The 14500-nt window shown below is 66.8% G+C and carries 14 protein-coding genes and 1 pseudogene; 5 read left to right on the forward strand and 10 right to left on the reverse strand.

The window, feature by feature from the left end:
- From LXM94_RS23260 to LXM94_RS23270, 3 genes are all read right to left on the reverse strand, one after another.
- Window positions 1-908: glycine--tRNA ligase subunit beta (locus tag LXM94_RS23260; RefSeq protein WP_235773857.1), on the reverse strand; the 908-nt coding region annotated here is incomplete at its 3' end.
- Window positions 909-1192: 284 nt separating this feature from the next.
- Window positions 1193-3124 carry a DUF2207 domain-containing protein gene (locus LXM94_RS23265; RefSeq protein WP_235773858.1) on the reverse strand — a complete coding sequence of 644 codons (1932 nt, stop codon included), beginning with the start codon at window positions 3122-3124 and terminating at the stop codon, window positions 1193-1195.
- 14 nt (window positions 3125-3138) lie between these two features.
- Window positions 3139-3693, reverse strand: coding sequence for a LemA family protein (locus LXM94_RS23270; RefSeq protein WP_235773859.1), 555 nt, complete (start codon window positions 3691-3693; stop codon window positions 3139-3141).
- A gap of 196 nt (window positions 3694-3889) precedes the next feature.
- On the opposite strand from LXM94_RS23270, the gene LXM94_RS23275 reads away from it, so the two are divergent.
- Window positions 3890-4087 (forward strand): hypothetical protein, encoded by a 198-nt coding sequence (locus LXM94_RS23275; RefSeq protein ID WP_235773860.1) that lies wholly within the window; start codon window positions 3890-3892, stop codon window positions 4085-4087.
- A 61-nt stretch (window positions 4088-4148) separates the two neighbouring features.
- Here LXM94_RS23275 and LXM94_RS23280 read toward each other — a convergent pair whose 3' ends face one another.
- Window positions 4149-6101, reverse strand: a complete 1953-nt coding sequence (locus LXM94_RS23280) for a putative bifunctional diguanylate cyclase/phosphodiesterase (protein WP_235773862.1) — start codon at window positions 6099-6101, stop codon at window positions 4149-4151.
- Window positions 6102-6441: 340 nt separating this feature from the next.
- On the opposite strand from LXM94_RS23280, the gene LXM94_RS23285 reads away from it, so the two are divergent.
- Window positions 6442-6636, forward strand: coding sequence for a hypothetical protein (locus LXM94_RS23285; protein WP_235773863.1), 195 nt, complete (start codon window positions 6442-6444; stop codon window positions 6634-6636).
- Window positions 6637-6681: 45 nt separating this feature from the next.
- Here the strand turns inward: LXM94_RS23285 and LXM94_RS23290 are convergent, their stop codons facing one another.
- The 6 genes from LXM94_RS23290 to LXM94_RS23315 all read right to left on the reverse strand — a co-directional run bounded on the left by LXM94_RS23290 (window position 6682) and on the right by LXM94_RS23315 (window position 11161).
- Window positions 6682-7644, reverse strand: a complete 963-nt coding sequence (locus tag LXM94_RS23290; protein ID WP_235773865.1) for a glycine--tRNA ligase subunit alpha — start codon at window positions 7642-7644, stop codon at window positions 6682-6684.
- Between the two features lie 88 nt (window positions 7645-7732).
- A complete protein-coding gene (locus LXM94_RS23295) occupies window positions 7733-8791 on the reverse strand; it encodes a dTDP-glucose 4,6-dehydratase (RefSeq protein WP_235773867.1) in 1059 nt (352 codons plus the stop codon).
- Window positions 8792-8977: 186 nt separating this feature from the next.
- The gene (locus tag LXM94_RS23300) at window positions 8978-9169 is read right to left on the reverse strand and encodes a hypothetical protein (RefSeq protein WP_235773869.1); all 192 of its coding nucleotides are present in this window, start codon (window positions 9167-9169) and stop codon (window positions 8978-8980) included.
- 39 nt (window positions 9170-9208) lie between these two features.
- The gene (locus LXM94_RS23305; RefSeq protein ID WP_235773871.1) at window positions 9209-10084 is read right to left on the reverse strand and encodes a S49 family peptidase; all 876 of its coding nucleotides are present in this window, start codon (window positions 10082-10084) and stop codon (window positions 9209-9211) included.
- A 79-nt stretch (window positions 10085-10163) separates the two neighbouring features.
- Complete coding sequence (locus LXM94_RS23310) at window positions 10164-10943, reverse strand: tRNA1(Val) (adenine(37)-N6)-methyltransferase (RefSeq protein ID WP_235773873.1); 780 nt, start codon at window positions 10941-10943, stop codon at window positions 10164-10166.
- A complete protein-coding gene (locus tag LXM94_RS23315; RefSeq protein ID WP_235773875.1) occupies window positions 10940-11161 on the reverse strand; it encodes a putative signal transducing protein in 222 nt (73 codons plus the stop codon). Before LXM94_RS23315 ends, LXM94_RS23310 begins: the two co-directional genes overlap by 4 nt.
- Before the next feature lie 116 nt (window positions 11162-11277).
- On the opposite strand from LXM94_RS23315, the gene LXM94_RS23320 reads away from it, so the two are divergent.
- From LXM94_RS23320 to LXM94_RS23330, 3 genes and pseudogenes are all read left to right on the forward strand, one after another.
- The gene (locus LXM94_RS23320) at window positions 11278-12294 is read left to right on the forward strand and encodes a polyprenyl synthetase family protein (protein WP_235773876.1); all 1017 of its coding nucleotides are present in this window, start codon (window positions 11278-11280) and stop codon (window positions 12292-12294) included.
- Window positions 12295-12446: 152 nt separating this feature from the next.
- Window positions 12447-14282: a tetratricopeptide repeat protein gene (locus LXM94_RS23325; RefSeq protein WP_235773878.1), complete on the forward strand. Its 1836-nt coding sequence runs from the start codon at window positions 12447-12449 to the stop codon at window positions 14280-14282.
- A gap of 10 nt (window positions 14283-14292) precedes the next feature.
- Window positions 14293-14500: pseudogene (locus tag LXM94_RS23330) on the forward strand (4-(cytidine 5'-diphospho)-2-C-methyl-D-erythritol kinase); the annotation flags it as partial.

Raw genomic sequence — 14500 nt, forward strand, 5'->3', positions numbered from 1 at the left:
TGGTTGGAGAGCGTTTCGGCGCCCGGCCTGCGGGTGACGAAACACTTCTGGTTCGTCTTGATGGTCAGCCGGATGATCTCCGAGGGAATGTCGAGGAATTCCTCCTCGAAGGTGCCGACGAGCACCTGCGGCCATTCGACGAGGCCCGACACCTCTTCGAGCAGGCCCTCGTCCTCGACCAGCTCCAGCCCGAGCGCAAAGGCGCGGTCGCGGGCGTCGTGCAGGATGATGTCCTTGCGGCGCTCGGCGTCGAGGATGACCTTCGCCTTCTCGAGGCCGGCGGCATAGTCGTCGAAGCGGCGCACGGCAAACGGCTCCGGCGCGTGGAAACGGTGGCCGCAGGTGAGGTTGCCGGCCACGATGCCGTCGACCTCGAAGGGCACGACGCGCGTCTCTTCCGTCTCCGAGCCGAAGACACAGACGATGGACTGCAGTGGGCGCACCCAGCGCAGCGCGCCGGGCCTCGCCGAGGCTGCGCCGGAGCGCATGGACTTCGGCCAGGGGAAACCGCGGATGATGCCCGGCATGACCTCGGCGATGATCGCCTCGGTCTCGCGGCCGGGCTTCACGATATGGGCGACGTAGAAATCGCCCTTCTTCGGGTCGCTGTGCACATGCGCCTCGGCGACCGACGACAGGCCGGCGCTTTTCAGGAAGCCTTCGATCGCCTTCTCGTTGGCGTCGGTGCGCGGGCCCTTGCGCTCCTCGCGCACATCGGCCGAGCGCGCCGTCAGGCCGCGGATGTCGAGCGTCAGGCGGCGCGGCGTCCAGTATTCCCGCGCGCCCTCATAGGTGAGACCCGCCTCCACCAGCGCATCGGTCACGAGCTTCCTCAGGTCGCCGGCCGCCTTGCGCTGCATGCGGGCGGGGATTTCCTCGGAGCGGAGTTCGAGCAGCAGATCGGGCATGTCAGCGCACCTCCGCCCGCATGCGTCGGCCCGGCGTGCCCGTCCTCGCGCCTTCGGCGCTGCGGGCGTGCGGCAGGACGGAGATTTCCTCGGAGCGGAGTTCGAGCAGCAGATCGGGCATGGCTGGAAGCTTTTCTTCGGATCAAACGGTTGCGGCCGACTTAGCAAGCGCCGTGCGAAATGTCATCCCGCATGGAACGCGAAAAGTAGCGTATCCGACCGCGTCTTGAACCGGGGCCGCGGGACAGGAACGGCGCGCCCGGCCGCGCAGGCATGCGGCCTGCCTACCAGCCCCCGCCGCCACCGCCGCCGCCACCGCCGCCGGACGAGCCGCCGCCGGAGGAAAAGCCGGAGGACGAACTTTTCGGCGGGGGTGGAAGCGAGGCGGTGATCGTGTCGGCCATGGAGCCGGCGAAACCGCCCATGCGGTCGGCGAAGCTGCCGGAATGCAGCCGGCTGCCGCCATACCAGTAGGGCGCATAGGCGGATGCGGCACCGGCGGCGACGGCGGCGGCAAGCCAGCGCTCGAAGGTCTCGGACCACGGCTTCTCGACGCCGAGCGCCACGGCATAGGGCAGCAGCGTCTCGAAATGGCCGGGCGACATTTCGGGCACGCCGGCAAGGTTCATGCGGTCCTTCTCGGCGAGCGTCAGATACTGCCGCAGCCCCTCAATGCCGTCCATCATCCGCCTGCCGAGCGGCGTCGGAGCCCCCATCAGGAAGAAGAAGAGGACATTGAGCAGCATGATGCCGCCGACGGCGGCAAAGAGCGGAAGCTCATCCGATGTCGTGCCGGTCGCCAGCACGGCGATCAGCATGCCGCCCAGCACCGACAGCATGACGAAGGAAACAAAGGCGATCATCAGCACCGCCAGGATGCGGGCGCCGAGACTGCGGGCCTGCCGGAAATTCTGCCCGAGCACGACCGCGAAGATCGACACGAAGACCGCGGCGAAGACGGGCATGACGATGAGCGCGATCTCGTTGTCGGAGAGCGAGCCGAAGATCACCAGGGCGGCTAGGCAGACGACCGACAGCGCGATGCCGCCGATCACATAGGGCCAGTTGGCAAGGTAATATTTGTTGCGGTGCTCCTTCTCGATCGCCGAGCGGAAGCTGCCGCCGAGCGACTGCACGCGCTTGCCGTTCGCCTTGTCGATGGTGAAGCTGCTTCCCGGAGCGCCGAGGTCCTTCAGGATCGCGGCCTCGCCCGCCGGCAGCGTGCCGTCCTGCCGCTTGTCCGTCCGCTTCACGACGATCGCAGCCTTGAGATCCTCCAGCGTCACATGCCCCTTGACCGCAAGGCTGAGGAGTGCGGCGGAGAAGGCCGTCCAGCCCTGCCCGGCAAAACCCCTCCCGTCGATATAGTTGACAAGTGCCGGCGAGGCGCCGTCCGGCGCATCCCAGCGCGGCACGACGACACCCCTCGCCGGATCGCGGCCGACGAGCAGCCAGGCACGGGCATAGTAGACGAGCACGAGCGCGAAGCCGGCAAGGGCGAGCAGCAGGTTGCGGTTGTCTTTCAGGAAGAACAGCCGCTGCTCCCCTGCCGTCGGCCGGTCGATGCTGCCGGGCGGCATCTTCACGGCGATGGTCAGCCCCTCCCGGGGCGCGAGTTCACGCGTCGTTTCGAAAGTGGCGCGGTTGCCGTCGGCGCTGCCGCGGGCGTCCCGGCCCGTCGCGCCGAAAGCGCCGGTGAACCAGGCGATCTCCTGCGCCTCCACGCCCTCCGGCAGCGTCACGGCCGCCGAGGCGCGCCGGATCGGGAACATCCATTCGGTGCCGGTGACGTTCCAGTAAAGCTCGTCATGGCTTTCGAAAACCCGGATCTGGCGTGTCGTCTCGTAGGTCAGCTCGTAGACGTGGCGGCCGGGTTCGAGCAGGCGGTCCGCCGAGCCGAAATAGATGCGGATGCCGCCGCTGATCCGCTCCGTATGGTAATCCTCGCCGGCGCCGTCGCGCCGGACCGAGACGATGTCGAAGCCGACCTCCTTTTGCCGCCCGTCCGCGTCGACGAAGGTCAGCGGGAAGTCGCGATAGATGCCGCGGCGGATGTCCCTGCCCTCCGCCGTCACCTCGATCGTCTCGGTGACGGTGAGCGTGCCGTTCTTCGCCACCGCGATCGCGCTGTCGAAGCGCTCGATCGCCTCCTCCGCCGCGGCCGGGACGCCGGAGAGCGAGACAAGGGTGACGATCAGGAGAAGGACGCGCAGCATGGGTGCCTCCCGGTTCAGAACTTGACCTGGGGCACCGCGCGGTCGGCGGGGTTGTCGATCTCGAAGAAGGGTGCCTTCTCGAACTTGAAGAGGCCGGCGACGACATTGGACGGAACGCTCTCGACCTTGACGTTCAGGTCGCGGGCAGCACCGTTGTAGTAGCGCCGCGCCATCTGGATCTCGCCCTCGACCGTTTCCAGCGCCTCCCGCAACTCGCCGAAATTCTGGTTGGCCTTCAGGTCCGGATAGGCCTCGGCGAGCGCGAAGAGGCGGCCGAGCGCCTGGCCGAGCATGCCCTCAGCCGCCGCGCGGCCTGCGACGTCGCCGGCCGGCACCGCCTGTGCCCGGTTGCGCAGTTCCACCACCTTTTCGAGCGTATCCTTCTCGTGGGCGGCATAACCCTTCACGGTTTCGATGAGATTGGGGATGAGGTCGGCACGGCGCTTGAGCTGCACGTCGATGCCGGACCAGGCCTCCTCCTTCATCTGCCGCGCCTTCACGAGGCCGTTGTAGAGCGCGATCGCATAGAGCGCGACGACGACCACGATGCCGAGACCGATCAGTTCCATAGTCCAACCTCCCTGTTGCCGGCGCGACCTTAACACCCGCCGCCCGGGAAGGAAGCCCCCGGCCGTCGCATGCCCCCCGCGACGCAGCGCCGAAATGTCCGACCCGGCCGGGCGGCCTGTATCCGCGGGAACTGCCGCGCGTGGCGGCACCGGCGATAGTGGCGACATCAAACAACGCCAACCGAAGTCAACCGCCATGAAAACGCTCGCTCTCATCACCAACGTCATCGCCTTCACCGCCCTCTTCGTCGCCTATTCGATGGGCACGGATGTCGAGCGCCCGGCAGGCGTGCGCCGCGCGATGCAGACCTATGCGGGCCAGCTTCCGACCGGCGCCTTCCCGACGCTGAAGCCGGTCTGGGAACTCGGCGTGAAGACAAACGACCTGGTGTGAGCTGCTGTATCGGCGCTGCAGGCAGCGCGCTCCGCCGGTCCTTCCGGCGGATCTATTCGTTTCAGGCCGAGGCGGCCGTCGTCAGCTCGCCGTTGCGGAGAAAAGCGGCGATGTCGTGCCGGCCCATCGGCCGCGACAGCAGGTAGCCCTGCACGTGGCGACAGTCGAGCTCGCGCAGTTCCTTCAGCTCCCGCTCCGTCTCGACGCCTTCCATCACGCAATCGAGGCCCATGTCGCGGCTGAGCGTGAGCAGCGATTTGACGATCTTGTAGCCGGAGGCGCGCTCGTGCAGGCCGGTGACGAAGCTGCGGTCCACCTTGATCCGCGTCAGCGGCAGCGCGTGCAGATGCGTGAGGCTGGAGAAGCCGGTGCCGAAATCGTCGAGCGAGACGCCGCAGCCGAAATTGCGCAGTGCCTCGACGGCGCGCGCCGCCTGCTGGAAATCATGCATCATCGCCGTTTCGGTGATCTCGAAATCGATGCGGTGCGGATCGATGCCGCTCTTCGACACGATGCTCATCACGCGCAGGACACCTTCCGGCGAACCGACGTCCTTGGCGGAAAGATTGACGGAGAGGCGCAGGTCCGGCGCCCAGTCGCGCGCGGCGGCAAGCGCCTTCTCAAGCACGACCCGCGTCAGTTCGCCGATCAGCACCGAGCGTTCGGCGATCGGGATGAAGATGCCGGGCGAGACGGCCCCGAGCACGGGGCTGGTCCAGCGCGCCAGCGCCTCGAACCCGACCGTCCGGCCGATCCCGATGTCGATGATCGGCTGGTAGGCGACGTCGATCTCGCCTTCGAGATCGGCATTGCGCAGCGCCCGCTCGATCTCGGCGTCCCGCTTGATCGCGAGGCAATGTTCATCGGAAAAGAAGACGGCGCGGCCGGGCTTGTTGCGCTTCGCCTGGTAGAGGGCGTAGTCGGCATGGTCGAAGATGCGGTCGGCGTCGGTACCATGGTCCGGATAGGTGGCGAAACCGACCGAGCCGGATATGGAGATCGTGACGTCGTTGAGCCGGAAGGGTGCGGCAAGCGCCGCCGCAAGCCGCTCGCCGAGAGCCGCAAGGCCCGCATCGTCGCCATCGTGCGGAACGAGGAGGGCGAATTCGTCGCCGCCGAGACGCGCGACGAAGGACGTTTCGCAGCCGATGCGCTTCAATCGTCCGCCGACCTCGACCAGCAGCCGGTCCCCCAGCGCATGGCCGTAGACGTCGTTGACCGGCTTGAAGCCGTCGAGGTCGATCATCCCGACGGTGAGCTTGCCGCCGCAGCGTTGGGCGGCCTCGAGCTCCTCCGCGAGCCGTGCGAGGAAGCTGCGGCGGTTCGGCAGGTCCGTCAGGCTGTCGAGATTGGCGATGCGGAAATTCTCCCGCCCCAGCGCCTCCGTTTCCATGCGGCTTTCCACGAGCGTCGTGAAGTCGCGGTAGTGGCCGAGCAGGATGAACAGCATCGCGACCGTCACGAGCAGCACGTTCAAGGAGAGCGCGCGGAAGACCGGATTTCCGGTGGACAAGAAGTAAGTGATGAAAACAGCGTTGACGATGATCGCGACGGTGAAGGCCGCCGGGCGCAGGTGCATCAGGCAGAAGATGCAGCCGATCACGGTGATCGCCATGAAGAAGGCGACATGCGACTGCGCATAGGCGTCGCCATAGGGAAACAGCGCGATCGACCACGCGGAGAACAGAACCGCGATAAGACTGGAGAGATAGTTCGTCTGCGCAAGCGCCTTGCGCGCCTGCCCGTAGGTCGGATCGTCCGTGCGCCATTTCCACCAGAGCAGGATACGCGCGGCACACAGGACGGTCAGAAGGCCCGGGGCATGGAGGACGAGCCAGCGCGGCGAAGAGGAGAAATGCGTCGCCGAGAGCGCCCACATGCTGGCAAGCAGGATGAAATACATCAGCGGAATCTGCTTGGAAAAGGCCTTATACTGGGCCTTCAGCAGCTCCGGATTGTCGCTCGGCAGCGACATGAAGACGCGCACATTTCTGGATAGCGCTGCGAAATCCATCGCTCCGTCCCGGCTCGCGGTATGGCCACCGATTCATCCGGTGTTGTCATCGCGCTTTCCTGGCGCCCGGCACGTTTTGTAACAAGTCGAATTTAACAGGAGGTTTCATTGGCGTTTTAGACCCGGCGCGGCCGGGCGCCGCTGCATTGCCGGTCGCCCCGCACGGCAAATCGGCCCTCGCGGCGCTGTCACCTAGCAGGATTACCTAGGCAGGTTCACCTAGGGGGAAGTCGCGATTCATGGCGCGGCTCGACGGACGTATCGTGCAGCCATCAATAGAGTTGCCGCTTCAGGGCGGAGCGTCGTTTCACCGAGTTCGGACCAACACGAGATCCCGACAATGACAATCCTCGACGCCATCAATGTCATCGCCTTCAGCGTCCTTCTCCTGACCCACGCCGCCGGCGCCCCCGTCGAAAGACCGGCCGGCCTTCGCCGTGCACTCCAGATCTACGCCGGCCAGCTGCCGACAGGCGCCTATCCGACGCTCAAGCCCGTGTGGGAGCTCGGCGTGAAGGCCGCGGTTCTGGCCTGACGGCACCTTCAGGCGGAAAAGCGGCAATCCGCGCCGCCGCCTGCATCAGGCGGCCCTGTCGACCCAGTTCACGCCACCCGCGTCCGTCAGCAGGAAGGCCTCACCACAGGCCTTCGCCAGGGTGCGGACGCGCAGGATGTAGCTCTGGCGTTCGGTGACCGAGATCACGCCGCGGGCGTCGAGCAGGTTGAAGACGTGGCTTGCCTTGATGCACTGGTCGTAGGCGGGCAGCACACATTTGTGGAGGCGCCGGTTGTCGGCGTCGCCGGGCGCGCCGGCTGCCAGCAACGCGAGGCACTCCTTCTCCGCATCGACGAAATGGCGATGCAGCATCGCGGTATCGGCGAACTCGAAATTGTGACGCGAATATTCCTGCTCGGCCTGAAGGAAAACGTCGCCGTAGCTGATCTTCTCGTCGCCGTCGCGGCCGTTGAAATTGAGATCGTAGACGTTGTCGACACCCTGGACATACATGGCGAGGCGCTCGAGGCCATAGGTGAGTTCGCCCGAGACCGGAGCGCATTCGATGCCGCAGACCTGCTGGAAATAGGTGAACTGCGAGACCTCCATGCCGTCGCACCAGCACTCCCAGCCCAGCCCCCAGGCACCGAGCGTCGGGCTTTCCCAGTCGTCCTCGACGAACCGCACGTCATGCAGCAGCGGATCGAGGCCGATCGCCGCGAGCGAGCCGAGATAAAGCTCCTGCAGGTTGGACGGATTCGGCTTCAGGATCACCTGGTACTGGTAATAGTGCTGCAGCCGGTTCGGGTTCTCGCCGTAGCGCCCGTCGGAGGGGCGGCGCGAGGGCTGAACATAGGCCGCTTTCCAGGGCCGCGGCCCCAGTGCGCGCAGCGTGGTCGCCGGATGGAAGGTGCCGGCGCCGACCTCCATGTCATAGGGCTGCAGCACGGCGCAGCCCTTGTCCGCCCAGTAGTTGTGCAGCGTCAGGATCAGCCCCTGGAAGGAGCGGGTCGGGTGCATGTGGTCAGGCAGCTCGGCAAGCGTCATCGGTCCGGTCCGGTCGGTTTTCGGGTGGCGGACAGGTGCCATGGCGGACGGCGGGGGTCAAGACCGACCGCCGAATGAGGACGAACGCTCAGTGCCGTTCGAGCGAGCGGAACAGTCCGGAGCCGGCCGGCTGCACGACCACCTGCGGCGCGAGGTCCGGCACGTTGCGCAGCCGGCGGCGCGCGCCGCCCGGGATGCGGCCCGTATAGAAGGCGACCAGTGCCGGGAAGAGCGTTGCCAGCGTGTCGCGCGCCGTCCAGCCGAGTGCCTCGAGGGCGGCCGTCGAAAGCACCGGGCGGCTGCGCTCGATCGGACGCGGATCGATGAACGCGACGCCGGCGACCGGCTCGGGAACCGCATCGAGCACAAGACGGGCGATGTCGAGCACCGAGTGGCTTGCCGCGCCGCCGACATTGTAGGTGGCGTTCGGCGCGCCGCGCGCGACGACCGTGCGGAGCGCGGAGCAGAAGTCGGCGACGGAGAGGAACGAGCGGCGCTGCATGCCGTCGCCGTGGACCGGCAGCGGCCGACCGACCGAAGCGAGCTCGATGAAGCGCGGCAGGAGCTTCTCGGTGTTCTGCCGGCTGCCGGCAAGATTGCCCGGCCGCAGGATGCGGATGTCGACGCCGTAGAGATCGCGCAGGCCGCCGATCAGCATCTCGGCCGCGGCCTTCGAGGCGCCGAGCGGATTGTCCGGCGAAAGCGCCCGCCCCTCGCCGACACCGTCCTCCGCCGTGCCGTAGACCTCGGCGGAACTGACGTGGATCATCAGCGGCACCTTGCGGCGCGCCACGGCCTCCACCAGCATCTGCGGCCCTACGGCGTTGGCGAGGCTGAAGCGCTCCGGCGCGGCGATCGCGCGGTCGACATGGCTTTCGCCGGCGGCATTGACGACGAGATCGGCGTCGCGCACGAGGTCGGTGACGAGTTCGAGGTTGCCGACATCGCCCTGGGAAAAAGTCACGCGGCCGGTGCGGAAGGCCGCGTCGAGCCGCGACAGGTCTGCAGCATAGGTACAGGCGTCGAGGATGCGGATCCGCGCCTGCGGGCAATGCTCGAGCAGATCGTCGACCACGTGCGAGCCGACGAAGCCCGCGCCGCCGGCAACGACGATCGTGCGGATCTGGGCGAGATTGAGCGACGCCATGGCATGCCTTCCGGTTCGGTTCGATGCTTCAAGCCGCCACATTCGCCGATCCGCCCGCACGTACAAGTCCGCACCTGCGAAACGCTCCGGTTTATCGGCGCTTAACCTTACGGGGCATGGTTAATGTGCCGGCGTGGCACAGCGTGCGGTCTCCGGCTGTCCGGAAATCGCCACCGGCGGGACAGGTCACTCACCGTCCTTGCGCAGGCGGTACTCGCCCGTCTTCGGATCCTTGACGAGCGTGCCGATCGCGCCGGTCTCACGCTCCTTTTCCGCCTTGCGGCGATTGCGCGCGAGCCGTTCGGCATCGGCGATGAACCTCCGGTAGCCGATCCAGGCGGCGACGGCGACGGCGATCAGCAGAATGAGTTGGATCATCGGTCCTTCCCCGGACAAGTGTGCAGCGGCCCCAGCCGCTCAAAGGCCGTAACGCGACCAGAGCAGGCGCTCGTCCATCGTCTCGACGAGGCTTGCCACCCCGGCGGCCCCGATCCGCTCCGGCGCGCCAAGCGCGAAGCCGGCCGACGCCACGCCGGGAAGCTTCCGGCCGAAGAGGCTTCGCGTCGCCGAGACCAGGTCGAAACGCGTCTTTTCTCCATAGCGCTTCTTCAGTTCGCCGCGAAGATCGCCGAGCCCGTCGACGAGGCCAAGCGACAGGCTCCGCGTGCCGGTCCAGAAGAGCCCGGAAAAGATGTCCGGATCGTCGGCGAGCCTCGAAGCACGACGGTCCCTCACCATCTGAATGAAGGTATCGTGGATCTCGAGCTGGAGGGTCTTCAGATAGGCGATGTCCGTCTCCCGCGCCGGCTGGAACGGATCGAGGATAACCTTGTTCTCGCCGGCCGTGTAGACTCGCCGCTCGACGCCGATCTTCTTCAGCAGCTCCGGAAAACCGAAGCCGCCGGAGACCACGCCGATCGAGCCGACGATCGAACTCGGATCGGCGATGATCTCGTCGCCGGCGAGCGCGATCATGTAGCCGCCCGACGCGGCGACGTCCTCGACGAAGACGAGCACGCGCTTGTTCTTCTCGGCGGCGAGGTCGCGGATGCGCTGGTAGATCAGGCGCGACTGCACGGGGGAACCGCCCGGCGAATTGACGCTGATGGCGACGGCCGGCGCATCCCGATAGGCGAAGGCCTTGTCGAGGCTCTGGGCGACGGACGCGAGGTTGAGGGCCGGGCGGAACTGGCTGCCGCCCGCCATGATTGCCCCCTGAAGCCGAACCACGGGGATGGTCACCCCCTCCTTGCGGAACCGCTTCGGCACCAGTCGCTTCAATAGTCCTGCCATGTCGCCGGCGATCTCCCTGTTCGACCCTGTCGGCAGATGTATGCACGCATCGCTAAAACGCAATGGGCTGTCGGATGTTTCAGCGCCGCGCATAGCTCGCGCGCCCGTTGTTGAGATCGTCGGCGAAGGCGGTGAAGCGGTGGCCGTCCTCGCCGTGCATGACGATCGGCGCGCGCAGGGCGAGGCGGGCGCGCGACCCCTTGATGGCGGTGACGAGGATACGGGTGGCGTTTTCGCCGGGACGCGGATGCAGCGGCGTGATCTCCAGCCCGCCGAAGCGCCGGCCGCAGGCAGCGATGATCTCGGCGATCGACGGCGGCCGCGCGATCAGCGAAAGCTGGCCGCCCGGCTTCAGGATCGCGCCGGCGGTCTTCAGCCAGCGCTCGAAGAGGTCGCCGCTCATGGCATGCGCCTCCGCCTTCAGCCCGTCCGGCGTGCGCCTGTCGGCAGCGTCGTTGAACGGCGGATTGAGGATCACGTGATCGTGCACCTCGTCCTCAAGGCCGGCCGCGACGCGCGCCCTGCCGTTGAGCGTGACATCCGCCTCCAGCACCCGCACGCGATCTGCAAACGCGGCATTTTCCGCAAGCGCGAGCGTGCGGCGCGCATAGTCGGCCATGAGCGGCGAGCGTTCGACGAGCAGCACATGCGCGGCCGGCAGGCGGGACGCGACGGCAAGTCCCGCCGCCCCTGCCCCGGCTCCGAGATCAGCGACGCTGACCGCGCCCTGCGCGTCGACCAGTGCGGCAAGTATCATCGCGTCCATGCCGGAACGATGGCCGCCGCCTTTCGGCTGCAGCACGTGAAAGCGGCCGCGGTGAAAGGCGTCGACGGTCTCGCCGGCCGGCCCTTCGCTCACGTCCGCAGTTCCTTCTCGAGGCCTGCGTCCTTCAGGATGCGCCGTGCCTCGACGGCGCGGTCGCTGTCCACCAGAAAGCGGCGCGGCAGCATGCCGAGCGATCCTTCCAGCACGCTCATGCCCTGGTCGGCGATGAGACAATGGATGCCGGCCTCCTTCATCAGGCTCTCGGCAAACGAGAGCAGCACGGCGTCATTGGTGCGTATCAGTTCGATCATGCGTGTTTCCGGCATTTTTTCGGCTTCATGTTGCCGGGACAGGGCAATTCGCCCCTTGCCGACATCGGGCCCCCTTTCTATTGTCCTTCAACAGAAATGAACAGGAGTCCGGACACTTGGGCGTCGTCATACCGCTTGAAGAAAACAAGACCAGACAGGCGTCGGTCAAGCCGCTGGTGGATCTGACAAAGGCTGACATGGATCGGGTCAACCAGCTCATCCTGTCGAAGGCCGGTTCCGACGTGCAGATGATTCCGGAGGTCGCCAACCACCTGATCTCGTCCGGCGGCAAACGCCTGCGCCCGATGCTGACGCTCGCGGCGGCGTCGATGTTCGGCTACGAGGGCGACCAGCACGTCAGGCTCGCCACCAGCGTCGAATTCATGCACACGGCGACGCTGCTGCACGACGACGTGGTCGACGAAAGCGACCTTCGGCGCGGCAAGTCGACGGCGCGCATGATCTGGGGCAACCAGGCGAGCGTGCTGGTCGGCGACTTCCTGCTCGGCCAGGCCTTCAAGATGATGGTCGAGGTCGGCTCGCTGGAGGCGCTCGACGTGCTCTCCACCGCCGCGACCGTCATTGCCGAGGGCGAGGTGCTGCAGCTTTCCGTCGCCAAGAACATGGAGACGACGGAGGACGACTATCTGGAGGTGATCCGCGCCAAGACCGCGGCGCTCTTCGCCGCCGCCGCGGAAGTCGGGCCGATCGTCGCCGGCACCGGCAGGGCGGAACGCAATGCGCTCAAGTCCTACGGCATGAATCTCGGTCTCGCCTTCCAGCTCGTCGACGACGCGCTGGACTACGGCGGCAAGTCGGCCGATCTCGGCAAGAATGTCGGCGACGATTTCCGCGAGGGCAAGATCACGCTGCCGGTCATCCTCGCCTGGCGGCGCGGTACGACCGAGGACCGGGCCTTCTGGCGCGAGGCGATAGAGGGCGGCAAGAGCGACGAGGCCAATCTCGAGCGTGCGCTCGGGCTCATCAACCGGTACAACGGGCTCTCCGACACGATCGCCCGGGCGCAGCACTACGGCACCATCGCCCGCGACGCGCTGGCGCCGCTTCCGGCATCGGCCTGGAAATCGGCGCTGCTCGAAGTCATCGACTTCTGCGTTGCGCGGGTGAACTGACCGGCAGGGCCGGGTCCGGCAGGAATTTCTTGCCGGGCCGCGCCAAAAAAGCCATTCTCTTCCGTCATGAGTCCCGCTCGACTGCGCGGGACACCAGCACGAGCCGTGCAGGCCGCTCCCAGGCGCACGGCATTTGCGAAAGGCTTTTCTGGATGCGGCATTCCCATTTCATGCGACTTCTGTCCAGCGCGGCGCTCGTCGCCGGCCTGACGTTTGCCGCCCCGTTCGGCGCCGTCGCGCAGGAGAGCGAGGCCGCCGTGGAGCAGCCTTTCGACCCGGCCGCCGTCAACAGCTTTTCCGGTGCCTTCCTGGGTGCCCGCACGGCCGATTTCGACAAGGACTACGAGACGGCGGTCGCGCTCTACAAGATCGCTCTGCAGTTCGACCCGACCAATGCCGACGTCAAGCAGCGGCTGATGATCACCCAGCTGATGAACGGCGACTTCGACGAAGGTGTCCGGCTTGCCGAGATGCTGAAATCCGATTCCTCCGTCGAGCGCATCACGACCGTGGTGCGCGGCGTCGATGCGATCCGCAAGCGCCAGTTCAAGAGCGCCGAGAAGATCCTCGTCTATGACGGGCCGAACGATCTCGACCGGCTGATGAACGGCCTGCTGCTCGCCTGGGCGAAATTCGGCGACGGCAAGCCGAAAGAGGCGCTCGCCTCGATCCGCGCCATGGAGGGACCGGACTGGTTCGCGATCTTCAAGAACTACCATGCCGGCGCGCTGGCCGCCGCGGCCGGCGACAAGGCGGCTGCCCGCTCGCATCTCAACGACGCCATTCTCGACCGCAACGGCGGCGGAGCGGCGCCGGACACCTTCATGCGCGCCGTGATCGCGCTTGCGCGTCTCGAGGCGCGGGACGGCAACAAGCAGAAGGCCCTCGACGCCGTCGCCGTCGGCGAAAATTTCGTCTCGAGCTATACGCCGCTCAACGCGCTGCGCCAGTCGATCGAGGCCGGCGAGGTGCAGGAGCAGCAGGTGAGAACCGCCGCGCAGGGCGCCTCCGCCGTGCTCTTCTCGATCGGCGGCGCGCTGAACCGGGAGGGTGCCGAGGACATCGTGTCGCTCTACCTGCAGACCTCGCGCGCGCTCGACCCCGACAGCGCCGACACGCTGGTGATGCTCGGCGGGCTCGCCGAGAACCTGAAGCAGTCCGACCGGGCGATCGAGTTCTACCGCGCCGTGCCCGAAAGTTCGCCGATGCGGCGCATTTCGGAGCTGCAGCTCGGCCTGACGCTTGCCGATACCGGCAAGGTCGACGAGGCCAAGAGCCATCTGCGCGCGTTGATCGACGCCGACCCGACCGACCTCAGAAGCTATCTCGCCTATGGCAGCGTGCTGTCGGATGCCAAGGAATACAAGGAGATGGGCGATCTCTACGACCGCGCCGTCGACGTGATCGGCCCCGTGCCGTCGCGCAATCACTGGAGCATCTTCTTCCAGCGCGGCATCGCCTATGAGCGCCAGAAGCTCTGGGCAAAGGCCGAACCGAGCTTCAAGAAGGCGCTGGAACTCAACCCTGACCAGCCGCAGGTCCTGAACTATCTCGGCTATTCGTGGGTCGACATGAACACGAACCTCGAAGAGGGCCTGGACATGATCCGCAAGGCCGTCAGCCTCAAGCCCGACGACGGCTACATCGTCGACTCGCTCGGCTGGGCCTATTACCGGCTGCACCGCTTCGACGACGCGGTGACGGAACTGGAGCGGGCGGCGGAGCTGAAGGCCGGCGACCCGACGATCAACGACCATCTCGGCGATGCCTACTGGCGGGTCGGGCGCAGGCTGGAGGCGACCTTCCAGTGGAACCGCGCACTGAGCCTGAAGCCGGAGAAGGAAGAGATTCCGAAGATCCAGGGCAAGCTCGCCGCCGGCCTTCCGGCGCTGGAAGCACAGACGCCGGCCTCGGCAGAGGCCAAGGAAGAGAAGAAGCCGGCGCAGAATGTTTCGCCCGACAGCGTCGACGCGGACCGCAAGTCCTGACGACCGAGCCGTGGCGGAGGTTTTCGATCAGGCCGAGGACGCGCTCGCGGAGGTGGCGTGGGCGAAGGTCAACCTTGCCCTGCACGTCACCGGCCGGCGGCCGGACGGCTACCACCTGCTCGACAGTCTCGTGACCTTCGCCGACCATGGCGACCGGCTGGTCTTTTCCGCCGCGCCGGAGGATCGCTTCTCGCTCTCCGGTCCGTTCGCCGCGGCGC

Source organism: Rhizobium alarense (genome assembly GCF_021555155.1).
Lineage (GTDB): Bacteria > Pseudomonadota > Alphaproteobacteria > Rhizobiales > Rhizobiaceae > Rhizobium_D > Rhizobium_D alarense.